Origin of the sequence: Psychrobacter sp. AOP5-GZ1-6, assembly GCF_052376345.1 — a bacterium.
Taxonomy (GTDB): domain Bacteria; phylum Pseudomonadota; class Gammaproteobacteria; order Pseudomonadales; family Moraxellaceae; genus Psychrobacter.
Window position 1 is genome coordinate 1 of the sequence record NZ_JBQSVP010000061.1, and the last position, 17,871, is coordinate 17,871.

A 17,871-nucleotide genomic window follows, 5' to 3' on the forward strand; every position below is an offset into this window, starting at 1 on the left:
TATGACCCGGAGTCGACGGCTATGTAACATCCTGTAAGCTGGTTGTCGTCATAGAGTACGTTGAATAACAAAGCACGACTGAAACCATTTTTAGCAACGCATAGCCGACCTGATACATCTAGCAAAACCTTATATATACAGCAGTATATGCTCATCATAGCAAATAATACTTTTGGTTTGCTATATTAAAACATAAATGAATAAATTAGGGTGGTATGTAGGGTCTGTTAAATGTTCCAGTACTAGGTTTACTACTGACCGTATTTTCTAACTACCTATCCTCAATTATTGACGTCACAACCTGACTGTATTTTCAGTACATTATTTATTGTCGCCTATTATTTTAGCTCAGTTCACATAGGATAAGCGCATGCCATCTCAAAAAGACCCTTCCTCCCATTCAAAAAATGGTGCTCAAGAGCCACCAGAACAAAATGCACTAGAAGCTGCAGGTATTGATTCAGCTGCCATAAGTTATTCAAAAAATCCAGACTTTAACAATGGTCGTTGGTTCCCGACATGGCGACCGTATCAGGGTAACTTGGATCGTGATCCAGTCGGTATTAATGAATATCTACCACCATCAAAAAGTGTCTTATTAGGTGTGCAGCATACTTTTGCGATGTTTGGTGCGACGGTGCTGGCACCATTATTAATGGGATTTGATCCTAATTTAGCTATTTTGATGTCAGGTATTTGTACGGTGATGTTCTTTATGATCACTGGTGGGCGCATGCCAAGTTATTTGGGTTCAAGCTTCGCTTTTATCGGTCCAGTCATCGCTGTGACAGCCTATGCAGGTGCAGGGTTCAATGGTAATCTAAATGTCGCTTTGGGCGGTATCATGGCTTGCGGTATTATTTATGCCTTGATTGGACTATTGGTGATGAAGACGGGCACTGGCTGGATTGAGCGCTTGATGCCACCTATCGTGACCGGTGCCATCGTGATGATCATTGGTCTTAATTTAGCACCGGTGACTATTCAGGGTGTGTCGGCCAATCAGTTTGATGCATGGATGGCCACATTGACGGTGTTGCTCATCAGTGTTGTAGCCGTGTTTACTGGCGGCATGTTACGTCGCCTATTGTTATTGGTCGGTTTGATTTTATCGTATGCTGCTTATTTTGTGATGACCAATGTTTTAGGCTTTGGAGCACCGATTGATTTTACGAGCGTGGCCGCGGCTTCATGGTTCGGTCTACCAACGATTCATACGCCTAGTTTTGATAAAAATGCTATTATTATGATTGCACCAGTGGCCTTTATTTTAGTGGCTGAAAACTTAGGGCACTTTAAAGCGGTCGAGGGCATGACCAACGCTCGCGTCACACCTTATATGGGTCGCGCTTTTCTCGCTGATGGCTTAGCAACGACTTTTTCGGCAGGGTTTGGTGGTACAGGCGTGACTACGTATGCTGAAAATATCGGTGTAATGGCGGTGACCAAGGTCTATAGCACGACGATATTTGTGGTGGCAGGTGTGGTTGCGGTTGTTCTTGGACTGTCTCCAAAGTTTGGCGCCATCATTCAGACCATCCCAGCGGCATTATTAGGCGGCGCATCTATCGTTGTATTTGGTTTGATTGCGCTGGCAGGTGTGAAAATCTGGATAGACAATCATATTGATTTTAGCAAAAACAGTAATCTAATCATTGCAGCTGTCGTTGTTATCATGGGTACCGGCAACTTTAGCTTGCATTTAGGTGGTTTTGATTTGGGTGGTATCGGTACTGCTACGCTAGCTGCCATCGTATTGAATATCCTATTCAATCAAGCGTCTGAAGTAAAAGCGGCTAAGAAATTATTAGCCAAATAATAGCTTGAGTGTTATAGCCTTTATGAACTATATAAACTGAATTGATGATGTTAAAAAAGCCCTCATTCTATCTCTAGAACGGGGGATTTTTTTGAACGAGACCATCAAATTTATTTATATTTACGCTGTTATTTATATTTACGTTTATAAAAGCGTGCAAAAAACCGATATCGACGCAGCGCTCGTGGCTTAGGTTTTAATGAGCCTAGATATATCGCAAGCATGGTTAACAGTGCACCACTCCATTGTAAGCCATTAATCGGTTTGTCCAGCCAGCTATAATCAATGACCAATGCAGCAACTGGTTCAGTTAATAGTAATAACCCAGTCAATGCTAGAGACAGCTTGGGAATAGAGTAGGCGATGAGTCCCCATGCCAAGCACTGCATCACGGTACCGTAGATAAGCACCCAACCAATCTCAGACCATGTGTTCGGTAAGATATGCCCCATATCAAATACTAGCATCGGAATAATCATGGCAAAGACACCACCGATACTAATTAGCTGCATCAACACAAATATCGGTGTTGGTTCTGTATCATGCGTTTTACGAATGAAGGTCATTGATGCAGCCAGCATCGCACCCGAGACGATACCTGTGATGAACCCCCACGTTGCTGCTGTATTATGAGCAAACTCAGGACTGCCAATCATTGCCACGCCTAGCATCGCTAAAAACAGACTAATGAGCTGTACTATCGATTGGCGTTCATTAAAATATAAAAAACCAATCGCTGCCAAAAAGAAAATCTGTAAGCTGTTCAGTAATGTTGAGATACCAGGACCAACGGCATAAATACTCTCATGCCACAATGCCAAATCCAGCCCTAAAAATGCACCTGACAATAGACTATAAAAGATAGCCCGCCTTGAACGAGGCAAGCGTTGCCCCATCATTTTTGCTAAGACAGCAAAGACGATACCAGAAATGGCCAGTCGCCAAAACGACATCGCCCAACCACCGATATCGACATGAGCAACAATCAAACTTCCTAGACCAAATATAATACAACCAATGACTAAGCCGATAGGGGCAGAGCGTGAAGCAGCAAGTGCCATAAACAATCCTTATTTCTGTATTAATATACCCTGCTAACCTCTATATCAGTATCAATGCCTATGTTAAAAACGATAGTAAGTTAGGCTGCACTGTCGAGGTTTTAAGCTTAAAAATAACCAGTTACATTAAGCGGTGGTGACGGCGTATATTTATTGCCCTAGTGGTTTATAATGTTCAACACGCCCTAACGTCTACACCAAAAACATCCATACTCTTAGCTTAGGTTTATTTATGTTGCAACACTCATTATCAAAACCACAACGATGCTTGATGTTCAATTTACCACGAATAATTCTGCGCTATGGTTTTGCCTTGGGCGTTGTCTGTAGCGTCTTGTTTACAGCGTCAACAGCACAAGCTGCTAGCTGCAAACTACCCAAAAGCTATTACAAAAACGTCTCTTGCACATCAAATAGCAGTTATTTTTTGGCCATCAAAGACTTTGGTGCGCCTGTTGCTTTAATCAATAAAAAAGGTAAAGCGGTTGTTGATTTATCACGTTATCACGAGATTAAAGCGGATAAAATTGCGGGTGGCCTAATTCCCGTCCAACGGGGTAAAAAGGTTGGCTATATTAATATGCAAGGTCGTGAAGTTGTGCCGGTCATTTATGACTTATTAGGCGAGTCATCAGGCTGGGCGCGTGCGGTATCAGAAGGTCGTATCATCGTAAAAAAATCTGGCAAGTACGGTGTCATTAATACAGCCAATAAAACCATTGTGCCGTTTTCGGCAGCATTCAGTGATATCGATGACTATCGAGGCGGCGTGGCGCGCGTCAATAAAAACCGTGCAATCAGCTGGCTAGATAAAAATGGCAAAGCCACTAGTGACCCTAATAGTAGCAATAGTAACATCGGCGATAAGTCGGGCCCAGTATCAGAGTCAAGCGCAGTACAATCAAGCCAAGCACCTGTCACTCGTTTTACCACTTTACAACCACGTAAGCAAGATGGTAAGTGGGGGTTTGTCGATGACAATGGCGTGATTATGATTACTTATTCATTTGATGAAGTACAGTCTTTTTCTGAAGGGTTGGCTGGTGTTCGAATTGGTAAAGATTGGGGTTTTGTTAATCTTGGTGGTGAGCTGGTGATCCCGTTTCGTTTTTCTGACAGCGGCGTGTCGGTTAATGACAAGTACAAAGGTAAGCCTGCGTTTGTATTTACGGATGGCAAGGCGTGGATTGGTAACCTAAAAAATGGCACTAAAATGTGTATTGATAAAGAAGGTGCTAGTGTCGCTTGTGATGAGGGCTAGTATGACTAGAAAACTACTAAACCGCTATTTTGGTATCAGCCGTTTATAATAAAAAGGCTATGATAGAAAAAGAGTGTAAGACCTGTTATCCATCGATAGGCTTACACTCTTTTTCTGTTATGGCTTGTTTAACGTTTTTTAAGTTATTGGCGCTGAGCGTTATGATCCATTAATTTTCTAATAAATGGTTACTGATTAAGTCAACCATATACGGCTGATAATACTCAGGAATATCATGTGCCATGCCTTCGATTAAATAAAACGAGGCATTAGGAATGGTCTTTGCGACCACGCGGCCTTGTGAGGCAGGTAGCAGTCCATCCGCACTGCCATGTAATACGATAGTGGGCGCTTTGACTTGCTTACTGAATCGACTGATAGAGCCTGACGAGAGAATAGCATTAAGCTGCTGCACAGTACCTAGTGGATGGAAGTTGCGCTGATAGCGTATTTTAGCAATCTCACGCACCATACGTACATTGACATGACCGGGTGTACCGACTGTCTTCATAAACCAAACGCTATGCCGTACAATATCGCGCTCAGAATGGCTCTCAGGGCGGTTGATGAGGGTATATAACTGCTTTGGCTTGGGTGGTTTTAGGAAAGCGCGGTTGGTCGTGGTAAACATCAGCGCCATTCGCTGTACTAAGCTTGGATAGCGTGCGGCCACGATTTGTGCAATCATGCCACCCATAGAAGCGCCGAGCAGGTGCGTCTTTCCTAACTGCAACGCCTTAATTAAGCGAACCGTGTCTTCTGCCATATCAGTTAAATTATAAGCAACTTGTGTGCTCTTATTCGATAAGCCAGCTTGTAAACGCAGCATCATTTTTAGTTGGTTGATACGTGGCAACCCTTCGATCTGTACTTTAGAGGACAAACCAATATCACGATTATCAAAACGTATCACAAAAAAACCTGCATCAATGAGACGTTTGATGAAGTTGTCTGGCCAAAAAATCATTTGGGAGCCAAGCCCCATAATCATTAATAAGGGCGGATTATTAGGATTACCGCCGGCTTCAACACACAGCTCGATGCCATCACCGATATCAATCATTGATTGATAAAGGTGATCACTGAGATCAGAGTTACCCCATTGATGTATACCGAACTTTTGCCACTCAGCGGTGGGATAGTTTCCTATATTTTCATCAAGGATTGTCTGTGATTTGGTCTTTTCTTTGGCACTATTCATATCATTTGATGTCGTCATGAAGTGTCCTAATTAGAGAATCGTCTATTACAGCTCAACCATCTCAAAATCAAGCTTTCCTACACCGCATTCTGGACAAGTCCAGTCGTCAGGGATGTCATCCCATTTAGTTCCTGGTGCGATGCCTTCTTCGGGGCAGCCGAGTTCTTCGTCATATATCCAGCCGCAGACAATACATTCATAACGTTTCATAATAAATAATCCTATCGATCATTGCCAATGTTACAGTGCGCTATAGACGCTCAGATTTAGCATTGCAGTCAGGAGATTAGACTGCGAAAGCGCACGTAGTTTAGCATATAACCATGATTTTCGTAGTTAAGTTTACACTTGTATATTGAGATTAACTGATTTTTATTCAAGGGGCGTCTTGCTACTACTTGCTACTAAGGTAAGTCGAACCTAAATATGGCCACCAATCATGTTATAATGGCGGCCGCTGAAGTTATCGCATTAACCATCATTTATCATTAATATATTCTTATTCAATAGTATTTTCAAAATTAGAGTAGCAACGAAAACGAGTATCAGTCATACGCATGATAGGCGTAACGAGTTGGGTGGTGTTAGTTGTATTTTTGAAGGTGGTATTAGTCATATAAGCTAAGGGTTACCATGAGCATGAGTGCTACATCTACAAATATCGAAAACGAGCCAACTTATATGCTGAACACTGAGCATCCATTTTGGCAAGTTATTCGTACAGTACCCAATTTTCCGAAAGTTGGTATTGATTTTTATGATATTACACCGTTATTACGTAGTCATATTAATGATGTGATCGATGCACTACTAGCGGCATTGCCTGAAGGTCTGATGGATGAAGTAGATTGTTTGGGAGCTGTAGAAGCACGTGGGTTTGTGTTTGCTAGTCTGTTGGCAGGTCGATTGGGTAAAGGTATGATTCTGCTGCGTAAACCCGGTAAGTTGCCGCCACCTGTTGCCAATAAAGCCTATGCCTTAGAGTATGGTAAAGATACGCTTGAGATGCAAAACAACCTACCGCCAGAGCGTGTATTGTTGGTTGATGATATATTGGCCACTGGTGGCACATTAACGACTGCTTATGAGCTATGTAAATCTGCAGATCATACCGTTATTGGTGCTTTGGTATTATTGGATTTAGTTGATTTGCATGGTGACTTTCCAGTGCCTATTTATAGCGTATTAAAAGCTTAAGACGTATTCTTATTTGACCATAAAAAATTGCGCTGAATCATATCAGCGCGATTTTTTATTGTGAGTTATCTTCGGTCTGTTCATAGATTGTACAGGCTTCTTTTATTAGTGTATGCCCGACGGTCTTTGGTGTTGTGGCTTTAAAGTCTTTTGTGGTCAATATCGGCTTTTCTGATTGCCATGACTGCAATACTTTATCATTAGCACCATAGTTCACATAAGCGCGCCTATAATAGCTGTTATCCTTACAAGAGATGAGCAGTTGTTGGTCACTATGATGAATACTGTTTGCTTCATCCTCATTTTTTTGTGCAGGATAGGTTCGACGAATAGCTACCGTAATATTTTCAACATCTGTTTCGTCTATGATGTTGATGTCGGAGCTTTCGATAGATTCCAAGTCTACGCTAAAAACTGATCCAGTTTGACTTTCTGATACTTTTGACCAGTTCACTGCATGTGCGCTGACCGCTAGAGTGCCGCCTACTAATAACATTGATAGCCGCTTCATAATCAAGCCTTGCTTCTTGTTGTTTGAAGTCGCTCATCATAGCCAACTTAGTATTAGCAGGCAACTTTCTTTTATTGCCAGTTGTTTCTGTTTTTAGAATATGTTCTATATCAGAGACTATTGGTGTCTTAACTGCGCATAGCTGCTAACATTTGAGCAAGCTCATCGCGCGCACCGATAAAACCATCAATACCTTTTGGTAATAAGTCTTGTGTGACTTTGTCTTGCTGATAGGCAGCACTAAATTCTTCACGTGTTAGGCTCACTTTGGTCATATCTGCTATATCCATTGACATGCTTGGCGATAACTGTTGCGTCACCTCAGCATCTATCGTAGCCAGCTCGTCGATGAGGTTAGGTGCGATGGTCAATAGATCACAGCCTGCTAGCGCTAATATTTGCTCAGTTGAGCGAAAGCTTGCCCCCATGACTTGTGTACGATAGTCGTGTTGTTTGTAATATTGATAAATACGCTTCACAGACTGCACACCCATGTCATCAGAAGCGGGCACGTTTTGACGGTTTTGTTGGCGTTTTTGCCAGTCTAAGATGCGACCCACGAATGGTGATATCAGTGTCACGCCAGCATCGGCACAAGCAATCGCTTGGTGTTGTCCAAATAATAAAGTCAGGTTGCAGTGGATATTTTGAGTTTCCAGATAACGCGCTGCTTCGATACCTTGCCAAGTGGCGGCCATTTTAATCAATACACGTTCTGAGTTGATACCTGCTTTTTGGTAAGCTTCCATAAAGGCCAAGGCTTTATCAATCGTTGCTTGAGTGTCATAAGATAAGCGTGCGTCAACTTCGGTAGAGACGCGGCCTTCGATGAGACCTAAAATATCACAGCCAATCTGAATGGTAAGAGCATCAATCACCGCATCTATATCACCACTATGATGGCTCATGGTTTCTGACAGCATACCTTGGTTGTCAGGATGCATGAGGGCTTTGGTGATTAGGCTTGGGTTGGTGGTCGCATCAATAGGTTTTAAGCGCGCAATGGCGTTTAGGTCTCCAGTATCCGCGACGATGGTGGTCATGGTGCGAAGCTGTTGTAATGCGCTCATCAGATATCCTTTTTTATTAATGACATGATTGCGGTGTTCTTTACCGTTAGTTCTGAACTGTATCACAGTTTTGGGGCTGTATTGTTGAACATGCCCCCAACTAACGATAGTTTTCACCCGTATAAAAGTTATATTGTACTACTTAGGGCGTGTCTTCAACTCACTCGATAGTCATTTCAATGGGCTAAAAATAGCTGAATCTTGCCAAATATCTGGTTAGTACCCCGATATTATTGGCGCTATTTTCCTTGTTTGACGGCAATTTATCTCATTTTTATCACCATTTTTGAAATGAAGACATGCCCTAGTGACGATTAGCTGTTTTACGAGTATTTACACGTGGGCACTGAGCATAGTTTTTGTTATAGTAGAGCGAGTCAGTAATCAGCGTATTGTATTTGTCAGTTGCCGTATGATTGAGTCATAACAACTGTGCTCGATAGGGTTAGCGAAATGCGATATTATGGCTAAAATATTTGGTGTGCATAGCAGTCATTTAAGTGTTCGTTAATATTAGAAGAGATGCTGAGCATTTAAAACCAATAAAGTAGTACCTTACAGTCATAAAACACAGTTATAAAACACAGTAATAATATTAGGAAAAGGATGGGCGGTAATGAGTGAGCAGTCACCAAAGAACAATATAGATAACCTAAATCAGACCGTCGCAGGCACTAGCGATAATTCGACTGAAAAAGCAACTGAAAAAGAGTTTTTGGACAGTATTCGCCAAAATATCGATGCAGTAGACTGTGAAATTCAGACGCTGATTAATGACCGTGCCAAGCTGGCTCAGCAAGTGGCTATAGTAAAGAAAAACAATATTGCTAATGATGCCTCTGCTGACAATAGTAATCCTATTTTTTATCGTCCTGAGCGCGAAGCACAGGTACTAAAAGCGGTTATGCAACGCAATGCTGGTCCAATCGCTGATGAAAAAATGGCACGCTTATTCCGTGAGATTATGTCAGTGTGCTTGGATTTAGAAGCGCCGCAACGCATTGCTTTTTTGGGGCCAATCGGTACTTTTACGCATGCTGCTGCACTCAAGCATTTTGGTAAAGCTGCTGATACCGTGCCAATGACGACCATTACTGATGTGTTCCGTGAAGTAGAAGCGGGCACAGCAATGTATGGCGTGGTTCCTGTTGAAAACTCTTCAGAAGGCGTTGTGAACCATACGTTGGATGGGTTCTTATCTTCGACGTTAAAAATCATTGGTGAAGTTGAGTTGCCCATTCATCAGAACTTCTTGGTCGCTGAGCATACTAAGATAGATGGTTTGAGCCGCATTTACTCTCATCAGCAATCATTGGCACAGTGTCGTCATTGGCTCGATGTGAATTTTCCAAATGTTGAGCGTGTTGCGGTATCGAGTAATGGTGAAGCTGCCCGTCGTCTAAAAAACGAGTGGCACTCAGCAGCGATAGCAGGTGATGTGGCAGCAGCAGAGTATGACTTGCATAAGCTTTATGCAAATATCGAAGACAACCCAAGCAATACCACGCGCTTCCTTATTATTGGTCATGAAGCCGTTGCGCCATCGGGTCAAGACAAAACATCTATCGTTGTATCTGCTCATGACAAAGCAGGCGCATTGATCGAGATATTAAAGCCGTTGTCTTATCATGGTGTGTCTATGACCAGTATCGAAACACGTCCTGAGCGTCCTAATAAATGGGCATACGTTTTTTTTATTGATATGGATGGTCATATCGATGATCCAAATGTCAGTGCAGCCATCAATGACATTCGTCCGTTAGTGAAGGATTTACGCGTATTGGGCTCATATCCAAAAGCTGTTCTGTAAAGCAAGCCGCTATAAATTTTACCAGCATTTCGGTTACATGCTATTTTTTGCAAGTAGCATGTAACTCATGACAGATGAACCAGTCATCTAAGGATAAATCATGCAGTCACCTCAATCGACAGAGTCAAATTTATCACCATTAGTACCTGCTTATGCCAGTATTTTAGAATTGGCGCCCTATCAAACAGGTAAGCCGGTAGAGGAGTTGACGCGTGAATATGGTGTCTCAGATGTGGTGAAGCTTGCCAGTAATGAAAATCCCGTTGGCTGTTCACCGAAAGTCACGCTCGCAATCACTGAGCAATTAGGACAGCTGGCACGTTATCCTGACGGCAATGGTTATTATCTCAAGCAAGCATTGGCTGATTTTAATGACGTCAATGTCGAGCAGATTACCTTGGGTAATGGCTCGGATGATTTGCTGGATATCTTAGCGCGTAGTTTTGTTGGTGCTGGTGATGCCATCGTTTATAGTGAGTATGCCTTTGTGGTGTATTCGATGTTAGCGAAAATGCAAGGCGCGATGGACGTTGAAGTGCCTGCCCAGCGCTTTGCTCATGACCTAAAGGCTATGAGTCAGGCGGTTCAAGATAACCCTAATACCAAAATTGTATTTATCTCTAATCCTAACAATCCAACGGGTACTTTGCTTTCTCATGAAGAGTTGCGGGCGTTTGTGGCGAGTGTGCCCAGTTCGGTTTTGGTGGTTTTAGATGAGGCTTATATCGAGTACAGCCCTGAAAGTAATAATCGGGTGCTGATTGATGAGTTTGATAATGTTGTCATCGTACGTACATTCTCCAAAGCTTATGGGCTGGCTGGTCTGCGTGTTGGTTATGCGCTCAGCTCAGTTGCCGTTGCTGAATTGTTGAACCGTATTCGTCAGCCATTTAATGTGAGCCGTATTGGCTTGGCGGCTGCCGCTGCTGCACTTTCGGATCAAGACTTTATCGAAAAAACTCGTTTGATGAATGATGAGCAAATGCGCTGGATGGAGAAGCAGTTGGATGCGCTAGGCTTAGGGTTTATCAAATCACATGCCAATTTTATTATGGTAGAAATAAAAGTTGAGATGGAAGACATAACCGCGACTTCTATTCATGAAGCGTTGCTAGAGCAAGGAGTTATTCTGCGTTCGTTAGCTGCTTATGGCTTACCTAACTGGTTACGTATTACCGTGGGTTTAGCAGAAGACAACCTACGCTTGATCGATACGTTGCGTTCTATCTTAACAGAGGATTAAAGGCTGTGGCTCGGTTGCTTGTGCTAGATGTTTAGTTTTAAGTGCTGAATTCTAAGTACTTGGTTCTAAGTGCTAAGCTCTAAGCTTCTACTACTAAGCCTTTGGGTGCTAAGTCTTTGGAGCAGCCGATACACTATTAAGTTTTATAACGATAACCTGAGTTTTTATCGAAGCTCACGTTGATTTATTCAATGAGAAAAGCCGTGATTAGTCAAAAAGTTAGCCAAAAAGAAAGTCAACAACCTAAGAAAAAATCGCTTAAAACATCTCAATCACCGTTATTCAAACAAGTCTGTGTTATTGGACTTGGACTGATCGGTGCCAGTTTGGCTCAAGCTATTAAAGATAATGGTTTGAGTCAGCGCTTGGTTGCCGTCGATAGAGATGCGCCCAGTATAGAGGAAGCCATTCAACATGGCTTACTAGATGCAGGCAGTTCGGTATTGAGTGACGTGGTTCATGGTAGTGATTTAATCGTCATTGCTGTACCTGTGCAAGCCATACAATCCGTGTTTGTCGATATCAAAGCGGCGATGGACAACGGACAGCTTGCTACTGACTGCATCATTACTGATGTCTGTAGTACCAAGGTCAATATCATTGATGCGGCAAACGCTGTGTTTGGTTCATCGCCAACTGGATTAGTACCAGCCCATCCGATTGCTGGTGCGGAAAATTCAGGGTATCATGCCCGCCGCGCTACTTTATTTGCCAATCATAGTGTTATCATTTGTGAGCTGCCAACGACCAGTTTAGTCGCGATAGATAAGCTACGACGATTATGGGAAGCGGTTGGTGCCAGCGTGATGGCGATGGACGCTGATCGCCATGATTCTATATTGGCGCATACCAGTCACTTGCCGCATTTGCTCGCTTTTAATTTGGTTGAGCAATTGGCCAGTCATGATGATAATTTAGACATGTTTCGCTATGCAGCGGGCGGATTCCGTGATTTTAGCCGTATTGCTGCTAGTGACCCTAAAATGTGGCACGATATATTTTTTGCTAATGAAAGCGCGATTGTTAGTGCCCTTGACGAGTATGGCGTCTATTTACAGACCATGCGCCAACTAATCATTGATAAAGATTCAACCGCCCTGATGGGACTTTTGGGCCGCGCGCAAGCCGCACGGCGACATTTCGGCCATATGTTAGCCAGCACCCCTTATACGGATACTTCTGCCATGTCAGCATCTTATAACATTACTCCTAGCAACACTGTTTCAGGCACCATTGCTATTCCTGGTGACAAATCCATCTCGCATCGCAGTATTATGCTTGGTAGCCTTGCGACAGGCGTGACCCATGTCACTGGGTTTTTAGAAGGGGAGGACGCCCTTGCGACCTTGCAAGCGTTTCGTGATATGGGTGTGACCATTGAAGGGCCAGATAAAGGAAGGCTAACCATTCATGGTGTCGGTATGAATGGGCTAAAACCAAGTAAGACGCCATTATATATGGGCAATTCAGGCACCAGTATGCGTCTGCTATCGGGTATCTTAGCGGCACAATCGTTTGATAGTGTACTGACTGGCGATACCAGTTTAAACAAGCGTCCGATGGAACGAGTGGCGGCACCGCTGCGTACCATGGGTGCTGTGATTCAGAGCACAGGTCATAGTGGCACTGCGCCGCTTAGCATCACTGGCCGTGATACTGTCGGTGAACCGCTGCAAGGTACTGAATATGATATGCCAGTGGCATCTGCACAGGTGAAGTCTTGCTTGCTATTAGCAGGGCTGTGGGCAGAGGGCACAACAACCGTTATCCAACCGGAAGTCAGTCGCGACCATACCGAGCGTATGCTGTCAGCCTTTGGTTATCCAGTGGCGGTAGATGGCAATCGTATCAGTGTCACAGGCGGCGGGCAGCTAACGGGTGGCGATATTGCTGTCCCTGCTGATATCTCTTCAGCGGCATTTTTTATGGTGGCTGCTGCTATCAGTCAAGGTAGCGAATTGACGCTAACGCAAGTCGGTATCAATCCTACGCGTACGGGCATCATCGATATCTTAAAATTAATGCAAGCCGATATCACATTAAGTAACGAGACGCATGTGGGCGGCGAGCCAGTCGCAGATATTACGATTCGTGGTTCAAACTTGGTCGGTATTGACATACCAGAACATCTCGTACCGCTAGCGATTGATGAGTTCCCAGTACTGTTCATTGCTGCCAGCTGTGCAACAGGCCGCACGGTGTTAACTGGTGCAAAAGAGCTACGTGTTAAAGAATCAGATCGTATTGCGGTCATGGCTGAAGGCTTGCACACGCTTGGTATTGACTGTACTGTGACCGATGATGGGCTGATTATTGAAGGTAAGGGCATCGAAGGTCAAGCTATAACAGGTGAAAGAGGCGAGGTCAATAACAGTCAGCCTGTATTCGGTGGCGGTCACATCACCTCGCACCATGATCATCGCATTGCCATGAGTTTCGCTGTTGCTAGTTTGCGTGCGGCTGAGCAGATCACTATCGAAGGTGTCGAGACTGTCAATACTAGCTTCCCAGGATTTGCTGAATTGGCCAATCAAGTCGGTATGTCTATTCAAGTTGAAGGTGCTGATCACTAAGACCACATGATTGCTCATATTGTGAGTCATCAGACTTATGATAAGTGAGATTGTTTGTTAAGATTGGCCTAAGATTATTTTCAAAACAGTCTTTATCGTTAGCAATGTGTTGATGCCCAAAATGGTATCAACGCATTGCTTTTTTACTTTTATCTTATCTGTAGTAACCCTGCGCTCTTGCTTTGATACTTCTACTGTTTGTAGAGACAGGTGAGGTCGCGCTTTGCTCTAACACGTTGTATTTTACTATGACTATCCAAAATGTCGCAAAAAAACCAGTCGTTCCTATCAAAACGACCAAAAATGGCATCATTACTGCGCTTATCGCTTTTTGTATTTGGGGTGCTTTTCCACTATATTTCAAAAAACTGGCGGCCTATAACGCGACAGAAATTATCGGACATCGCATTATTTGGACGTTTTTATGCTTGCTAATCGTAGTGGTTGCCACCAAGCGCTGGCAGTGGATAAAGACGTTAAAGCAAAACCCAAAGTGGGTCGCTTTGACGTTTGTATCGGGCATTATTATTGCGACCAATTGGCTCACCTATGTGTGGGCGGTCAATCAAGATCGTATCCTTGAGGCCAGTTTAGGCTATTTTATCGGTCCATTGGTTGGTGTGGCCCTCTCGATGATTTTGTTTAAAGAGCGCCTGCGCCCTTTACAATGGGTAGCGATTGGTTTTGCGCTGTTATCGGTGGTTATACAAGTAATCATGATAGGTAGTCTGCCATGGTTATCACTGGTATTAGCCTTTAGTTTCAGTACCTATGGTACGGTTCAGCGCCAAACACCACTAAAACCGATTGAGGCGATGTTTGTCGAAACCACCATGCTGGTACCTATTGTGATTTGGTGGTTTTGGCAGTCTGATGTGGTCAGTAGCCAGTTGAGCTTTTGGTTTACATCAGATATTTGGCTGTTAATGATTGCGGGTCCTATTACACTGATACCATTATTGCTATTTAATAAATCGACTAAAATGGTCGCTTTTAGTATTTTAAGCTTTATGAATTATCTGACCCCGACCTTTATTTTCTTTTTGGCTGTATTCTATTATAAAGAGCCATTTGATTTACATCGTTTAGCGGTCTTTGGCCTGATTTGGCTAGGTCTGCTATTATTCAGCATTGATCTATGGCGCCATCGCCCAAGCAAGGTCTTAAAAGCAGCGCGTTTGCGTGAAGAAGCACTGCAGAAAACCAATTAAAAAAACTGAGTTTAAAACTCTAATTAAACATTTAGCAAGCAAGGATGAGAGCATGTTTCATACTGAATCTGATGTGGTATTTGTAAAAGGTTTAAAAGTAGAGGCCGTCATCGGTGTCTACGAGTGGGAGCGGGCAATTACCCAGCCCCTCCTTATTGACATTGCGCTGGAAACTGATATTAGCGCTGCTGTTGTGTCAGATGATGTCGGTGATGCGCTGAGCTATAAAGAGGTCTGCGACGATGTCAGCGAGTGGTGTAAAGAGATTCAAGCAAAATTGCTTGAGCATTTGGCAGGGCTTATCGTAGATAAATTACTCAAAAAATATAACTGTCAAAAAATCACGTTCAGCATTTCCAAGCCGACGGCTATTGCACAAGCGGATGCGGTTGGGGTGCAAATCACACGCTATGCGCCAGTATCAACAGACGAGCCAACAGATAAAGAAGCTGCCAAAGACGCGGATAATAGCCAAGCCGATGATGCATAAAACATCAATAGATTTAAATCTGAAAGCATTAAAACAAGGCGCGCCTAAACAGCTGCAAGCGCAGTATGTGACGGCCGTGATATTGGCATTGGGCAGTAATTACCAAGCCGATAAGTATTTGCCGTGTGTCCGTGAGGGTTTGGCAGCGCTAGGGGAGATACAGTTATCAACCCCGTTTCAAAATCCCGACTTTACGGCGACTATCGAGCTACCAAAACCTGACTATATCAATCAGTGTGTCTACTTACGTTTGGCAGAGCCTGTGACATTGCAGCAGTTGCAAGCGTGGTTTAAGCAGATGGAAGGCGAGTGCGATCGAGAGCGTTTGCCAGTAGCAAAAACGTCAGTCAAGAAAGTCACCATGGATATCGATATTCTGTTGATAGAAGTAGTTACTGATAAAAATAGCCTAAGCAAAAATTCATCATCTAATCAAAAATCCGAATGGCTAATCATGGCAGATCGCTATCCATTTAAAGCGCATGAACGCGCAGGAGTTGAGGAGTTAGTTTCAAATCGTCTTTAGCTTACTGGTTTATCTCTCTTGCCTAATGCCTGCCAGATTCTTCTTGCTTGAAAATCCTCGTTTTTTAAAACAATGTCAATTTCATCTGTGTAGTAATCGCAAACTAAAAAACTATACACGTATGTAAACAATTGTTAGTATTAGTTACTAATTATCTCTGAAATACTACCATTCATGCAAAAACTCATCAATTTTTTGAAGATTAAACCAATCACGAGTCTAGCAATCATACTCATGATGTCTACTTTATCTGCCTGCGACAAAACCCCTTCCGAACACCTTCAAGCCCTTACCGAAGACAAATACCCTGTGGCAAATATGCCAGATGAGCCGTTAGAAACCCCACTTGAGATTAACGTCGAACCCAAGCGCTTAGCCATGACCAGTTCATGGAGCGCAGGGATAAAAGACGATGGGACGCTTTGGACATGGGGTACAGATGGTCTACTGCGTGATACCAAGACAGGACAAGATCCAACGCCTAGGCAAGTCGAGGGTGTCAATGATGCGGTGGCTGTGTCAGGTGATGGGAGTCATATGTTATTACTCCGTAAAGATGGCACAGTATGGGGCTGGGGTAGCAATAACGAACATCAGATAGATCCTAACGATAAAGATACTTTTATTGAAGAGCTAAGAGAGATCAAGGAGATTAAAGATGTAGTAGATATCGTAGCTGGATCTGACAATTCGCTATTCGTTCTAGCCAATGGTGATGTGTATGCATTAGGTAGTAATAATTTTGGTTTAATCAATGGTAGAACTGCTAAGCACTTAGATAAACCGACTAGAATTAATGGGTTTCAAAGTATTGTATCTATTGATTTAACTATTGGATCAATATTAGCTTTAAGTGAAGAGGGTGAAGTATTTACGACTGGATTAAGAACGACTCAAACGGGAATTCTAGGTATTGAACCCAAGAGGAACGATAGAGGTGAACTATATTACCCACCTAATAAAGTAGAACTTCCAAGTAAAGCAGTGAGTTTAGCAGATAGTAATGGCAGAGTAGTATTACTTGATAATGGTTCAGTTTATAGCTGGGGAAATAGTGTAAACGGTGAAACTGCACAGGGTACAACAAGTAAAGATTTTTCAGTGCCAACAAAAATACAAGGTCTGAATAAAGTTGTTGCTATTAGTGATAGTGCTGCAAATACAGTAAATGGAAAACTATTTATTTGGGGAGCATATGCGACTCGTTCAAATAATGGTATTTCGATGAATTATTATACTAACCCTATAGAAATAATGAATAATATTCATGTTAATCAGTTTGTAAGAGGAAATAGTTTTCATGGGTTTATTGATAATAACGGATATGCATGGTTCTGGGGCAACAATAGATACGGAGAGAAAGGCACTGGGAAAGTTCAGACTGAAGAGTATATAACCAAAGAAAAATTACTCGTTCCTGAAAAATCACTATTTAATATTCACGCTAACAAGTAACTAACTTTAAAATTAAGAAGGCTCACTATTAGAGAAAACATCACATGACCATAAAATCCTTCCTCAAACCCCTGATACTAGCCTTGTGCCTACTACCGTTATCATCTTGTAGCTCATTATTTAAGCCCAAAACCATGACCATTGAATATGATGAAGAGGTCAAGCTGCATGATGGCGAGATGATATGGGTACATATTACTCGGCATTACATAGAAGGGGGCGGTAAAGAGATTTCTGAGATGTTTCGTGGAGGCGGCAAGAATGTCATTCCTACGCACGTTGAGATTAGCTGGGATACGGGTTTTGAGGGGGTGGGGCGAAAGTCGGTGTTTTTTAAGGAATCAGTAACTATCATAGATAAGTATAATGACAAATGGTATGTAGTTGGTAGACTCCCAACGTATGCTGAACCAGAGTGAGCTATGCTGAAGAAACCGTACAAC

The 17,871-nt window shown here is 42.9% G+C and carries 16 protein-coding genes; 11 read left to right on the plus strand and 5 right to left on the minus strand.

All coding sequences use genetic code 11. The annotated features are described in order from the left end of the window. Nucleotides 1–370 precede the first annotated feature (370 nt). Complete coding sequence (locus ACT3RN_RS09240) at nt 371–1,819, plus strand: solute carrier family 23 protein (protein ID WP_192520575.1); 1,449 nt, start codon at nt 371–373, stop codon at nt 1,817–1,819. A 128-nt stretch (nt 1,820–1,947) separates the two neighbouring features. Here ACT3RN_RS09240 and ACT3RN_RS09245 read toward each other — a convergent pair whose 3' ends face one another. Further along, nucleotides 1,948–2,880 (minus strand): DMT family transporter, encoded by a 933-nt coding sequence (locus ACT3RN_RS09245; RefSeq protein WP_192992252.1) that lies wholly within the window; start codon nt 2,878–2,880, stop codon nt 1,948–1,950. Nucleotides 2,881–3,151: 271 nt separating this feature from the next. On the opposite strand from ACT3RN_RS09245, the gene ACT3RN_RS09250 reads away from it, so the two are divergent. Continuing rightward, nucleotides 3,152–4,141 (plus strand): WG repeat-containing protein, encoded by a 990-nt coding sequence (locus ACT3RN_RS09250; protein ID WP_226945117.1) that lies wholly within the window; start codon nt 3,152–3,154, stop codon nt 4,139–4,141. A gap of 169 nt (nt 4,142–4,310) precedes the next feature. Here ACT3RN_RS09250 and ACT3RN_RS09255 read toward each other — a convergent pair whose 3' ends face one another. Together ACT3RN_RS09255 and ACT3RN_RS09260 are read right to left on the minus strand one after the other, a co-directional pair. Further along, the gene (locus tag ACT3RN_RS09255) at nt 4,311–5,360 is read right to left on the minus strand and encodes an alpha/beta fold hydrolase (protein ID WP_413469396.1); all 1,050 of its coding nucleotides are present in this window, start codon (nt 5,358–5,360) and stop codon (nt 4,311–4,313) included. Nucleotides 5,361–5,387: 27 nt separating this feature from the next. Continuing rightward, nucleotides 5,388–5,552, minus strand: a complete 165-nt coding sequence (locus tag ACT3RN_RS09260; protein WP_192520571.1) for a rubredoxin — start codon at nt 5,550–5,552, stop codon at nt 5,388–5,390. 471 nt (nt 5,553–6,023) lie between these two features. Between ACT3RN_RS09260 and ACT3RN_RS09265 the strand changes: the two genes are divergently transcribed. Continuing rightward, nucleotides 6,024–6,539: an adenine phosphoribosyltransferase gene (locus ACT3RN_RS09265; protein ID WP_226945119.1), complete on the plus strand. Its 516-nt coding sequence runs from the start codon at nt 6,024–6,026 to the stop codon at nt 6,537–6,539. A 55-nt stretch (nt 6,540–6,594) separates the two neighbouring features. Here ACT3RN_RS09265 and ACT3RN_RS09270 read toward each other — a convergent pair whose 3' ends face one another. Then, on the minus strand, nt 6,595–7,050 hold the full coding sequence (locus ACT3RN_RS09270) for a surface-adhesin E family protein (protein ID WP_192992249.1): 456 nt from the start codon (nt 7,048–7,050) through the stop codon (nt 6,595–6,597). A gap of 128 nt (nt 7,051–7,178) precedes the next feature. Next, the gene (locus ACT3RN_RS09275) at nt 7,179–8,120 is read right to left on the minus strand and encodes a transaldolase (RefSeq protein ID WP_192992248.1); all 942 of its coding nucleotides are present in this window, start codon (nt 8,118–8,120) and stop codon (nt 7,179–7,181) included. Between the two features lie 616 nt (nt 8,121–8,736). Here ACT3RN_RS09275 and pheA point away from each other — a divergent pair. From pheA to ACT3RN_RS09315, 8 genes are all read left to right on the plus strand, one after another. Beyond that, complete coding sequence (gene pheA, locus ACT3RN_RS09280; protein ID WP_192992247.1) at nt 8,737–9,930, plus strand: prephenate dehydratase; 1,194 nt, start codon at nt 8,737–8,739, stop codon at nt 9,928–9,930. 100 nt (nt 9,931–10,030) lie between these two features. Further along, a complete protein-coding gene (gene hisC, locus ACT3RN_RS09285) occupies nt 10,031–11,173 on the plus strand; it encodes a histidinol-phosphate transaminase (RefSeq protein ID WP_192992246.1) in 1,143 nt (380 codons plus the stop codon). Nucleotides 11,174–11,379: 206 nt separating this feature from the next. Further along, entirely contained in the window at nt 11,380–13,746 is a 2,367-nt protein-coding gene (locus ACT3RN_RS09290; RefSeq protein ID WP_192992254.1) for a bifunctional prephenate dehydrogenase/3-phosphoshikimate 1-carboxyvinyltransferase, read from the plus strand. A 248-nt stretch (nt 13,747–13,994) separates the two neighbouring features. Continuing rightward, a complete protein-coding gene (gene rarD, locus ACT3RN_RS09295; RefSeq protein WP_192992245.1) occupies nt 13,995–14,957 on the plus strand; it encodes an EamA family transporter RarD in 963 nt (320 codons plus the stop codon). 52 nt (nt 14,958–15,009) lie between these two features. Continuing rightward, a complete protein-coding gene (gene folB, locus ACT3RN_RS09300) occupies nt 15,010–15,447 on the plus strand; it encodes a dihydroneopterin aldolase (protein WP_192992244.1) in 438 nt (145 codons plus the stop codon). Continuing rightward, a complete protein-coding gene (locus ACT3RN_RS09305; RefSeq protein WP_226945116.1) occupies nt 15,437–15,973 on the plus strand; it encodes a 2-amino-4-hydroxy-6-hydroxymethyldihydropteridine diphosphokinase in 537 nt (178 codons plus the stop codon). Before folB ends, ACT3RN_RS09305 begins: the two co-directional genes overlap by 11 nt. 174 nt (nt 15,974–16,147) lie before the next feature. Then, nucleotides 16,148–17,428 carry an RCC1 domain-containing protein gene (locus ACT3RN_RS09310; RefSeq protein WP_442060896.1) on the plus strand — a complete coding sequence of 427 codons (1,281 nt, stop codon included), beginning with the start codon at nt 16,148–16,150 and terminating at the stop codon, nt 17,426–17,428. 44 nt (nt 17,429–17,472) lie between these two features. Then, nucleotides 17,473–17,847, plus strand: a complete 375-nt coding sequence (locus ACT3RN_RS09315) for a hypothetical protein (RefSeq protein ID WP_442060895.1) — start codon at nt 17,473–17,475, stop codon at nt 17,845–17,847. The last annotated feature ends 24 nt before the right edge of the window (nt 17,848–17,871 follow it).

Coding starts and splice junctions, on each gene's coding strand:
- ACT3RN_RS09305 (WP_226945116.1), top strand. CDS start 15,437: ATGATGCATAAAACATCAATAGATTTAAATCTGAAAGCATTAAAACAA.
- ACT3RN_RS09245 (WP_192992252.1), bottom strand. CDS start 2,880: ATGGCACTTGCTGCTTCACGCTCTGCCCCTATCGGCTTAGTCATTGGT.
- hisC (WP_192992246.1), top strand. CDS start 10,031: ATGCAGTCACCTCAATCGACAGAGTCAAATTTATCACCATTAGTACCT.
- folB (WP_192992244.1), top strand. CDS start 15,010: ATGTTTCATACTGAATCTGATGTGGTATTTGTAAAAGGTTTAAAAGTA.
- rarD (WP_192992245.1), top strand. CDS start 13,995: ATGACTATCCAAAATGTCGCAAAAAAACCAGTCGTTCCTATCAAAACG.
- ACT3RN_RS09260 (WP_192520571.1), bottom strand. CDS start 5,552: ATGAAACGTTATGAATGTATTGTCTGCGGCTGGATATATGACGAAGAA.
- ACT3RN_RS09275 (WP_192992248.1), bottom strand. CDS start 8,120: ATGAGCGCATTACAACAGCTTCGCACCATGACCACCATCGTCGCGGAT.
- ACT3RN_RS09255 (WP_413469396.1), bottom strand. CDS start 5,360: ATGACGACATCAAATGATATGAATAGTGCCAAAGAAAAGACCAAATCA.
- ACT3RN_RS09270 (WP_192992249.1), bottom strand. CDS start 7,050: ATGAAGCGGCTATCAATGTTATTAGTAGGCGGCACTCTAGCGGTCAGC.
- ACT3RN_RS09310 (WP_442060896.1), top strand. CDS start 16,148: ATGCAAAAACTCATCAATTTTTTGAAGATTAAACCAATCACGAGTCTA.
- ACT3RN_RS09240 (WP_192520575.1), top strand. CDS start 371: ATGCCATCTCAAAAAGACCCTTCCTCCCATTCAAAAAATGGTGCTCAA.
- ACT3RN_RS09315 (WP_442060895.1), top strand. CDS start 17,473: ATGACCATAAAATCCTTCCTCAAACCCCTGATACTAGCCTTGTGCCTA.
- ACT3RN_RS09265 (WP_226945119.1), top strand. CDS start 6,024: ATGCTGAACACTGAGCATCCATTTTGGCAAGTTATTCGTACAGTACCC.
- ACT3RN_RS09250 (WP_226945117.1), top strand. CDS start 3,152: ATGTTCAATTTACCACGAATAATTCTGCGCTATGGTTTTGCCTTGGGC.
- pheA (WP_192992247.1), top strand. CDS start 8,737: ATGAGTGAGCAGTCACCAAAGAACAATATAGATAACCTAAATCAGACC.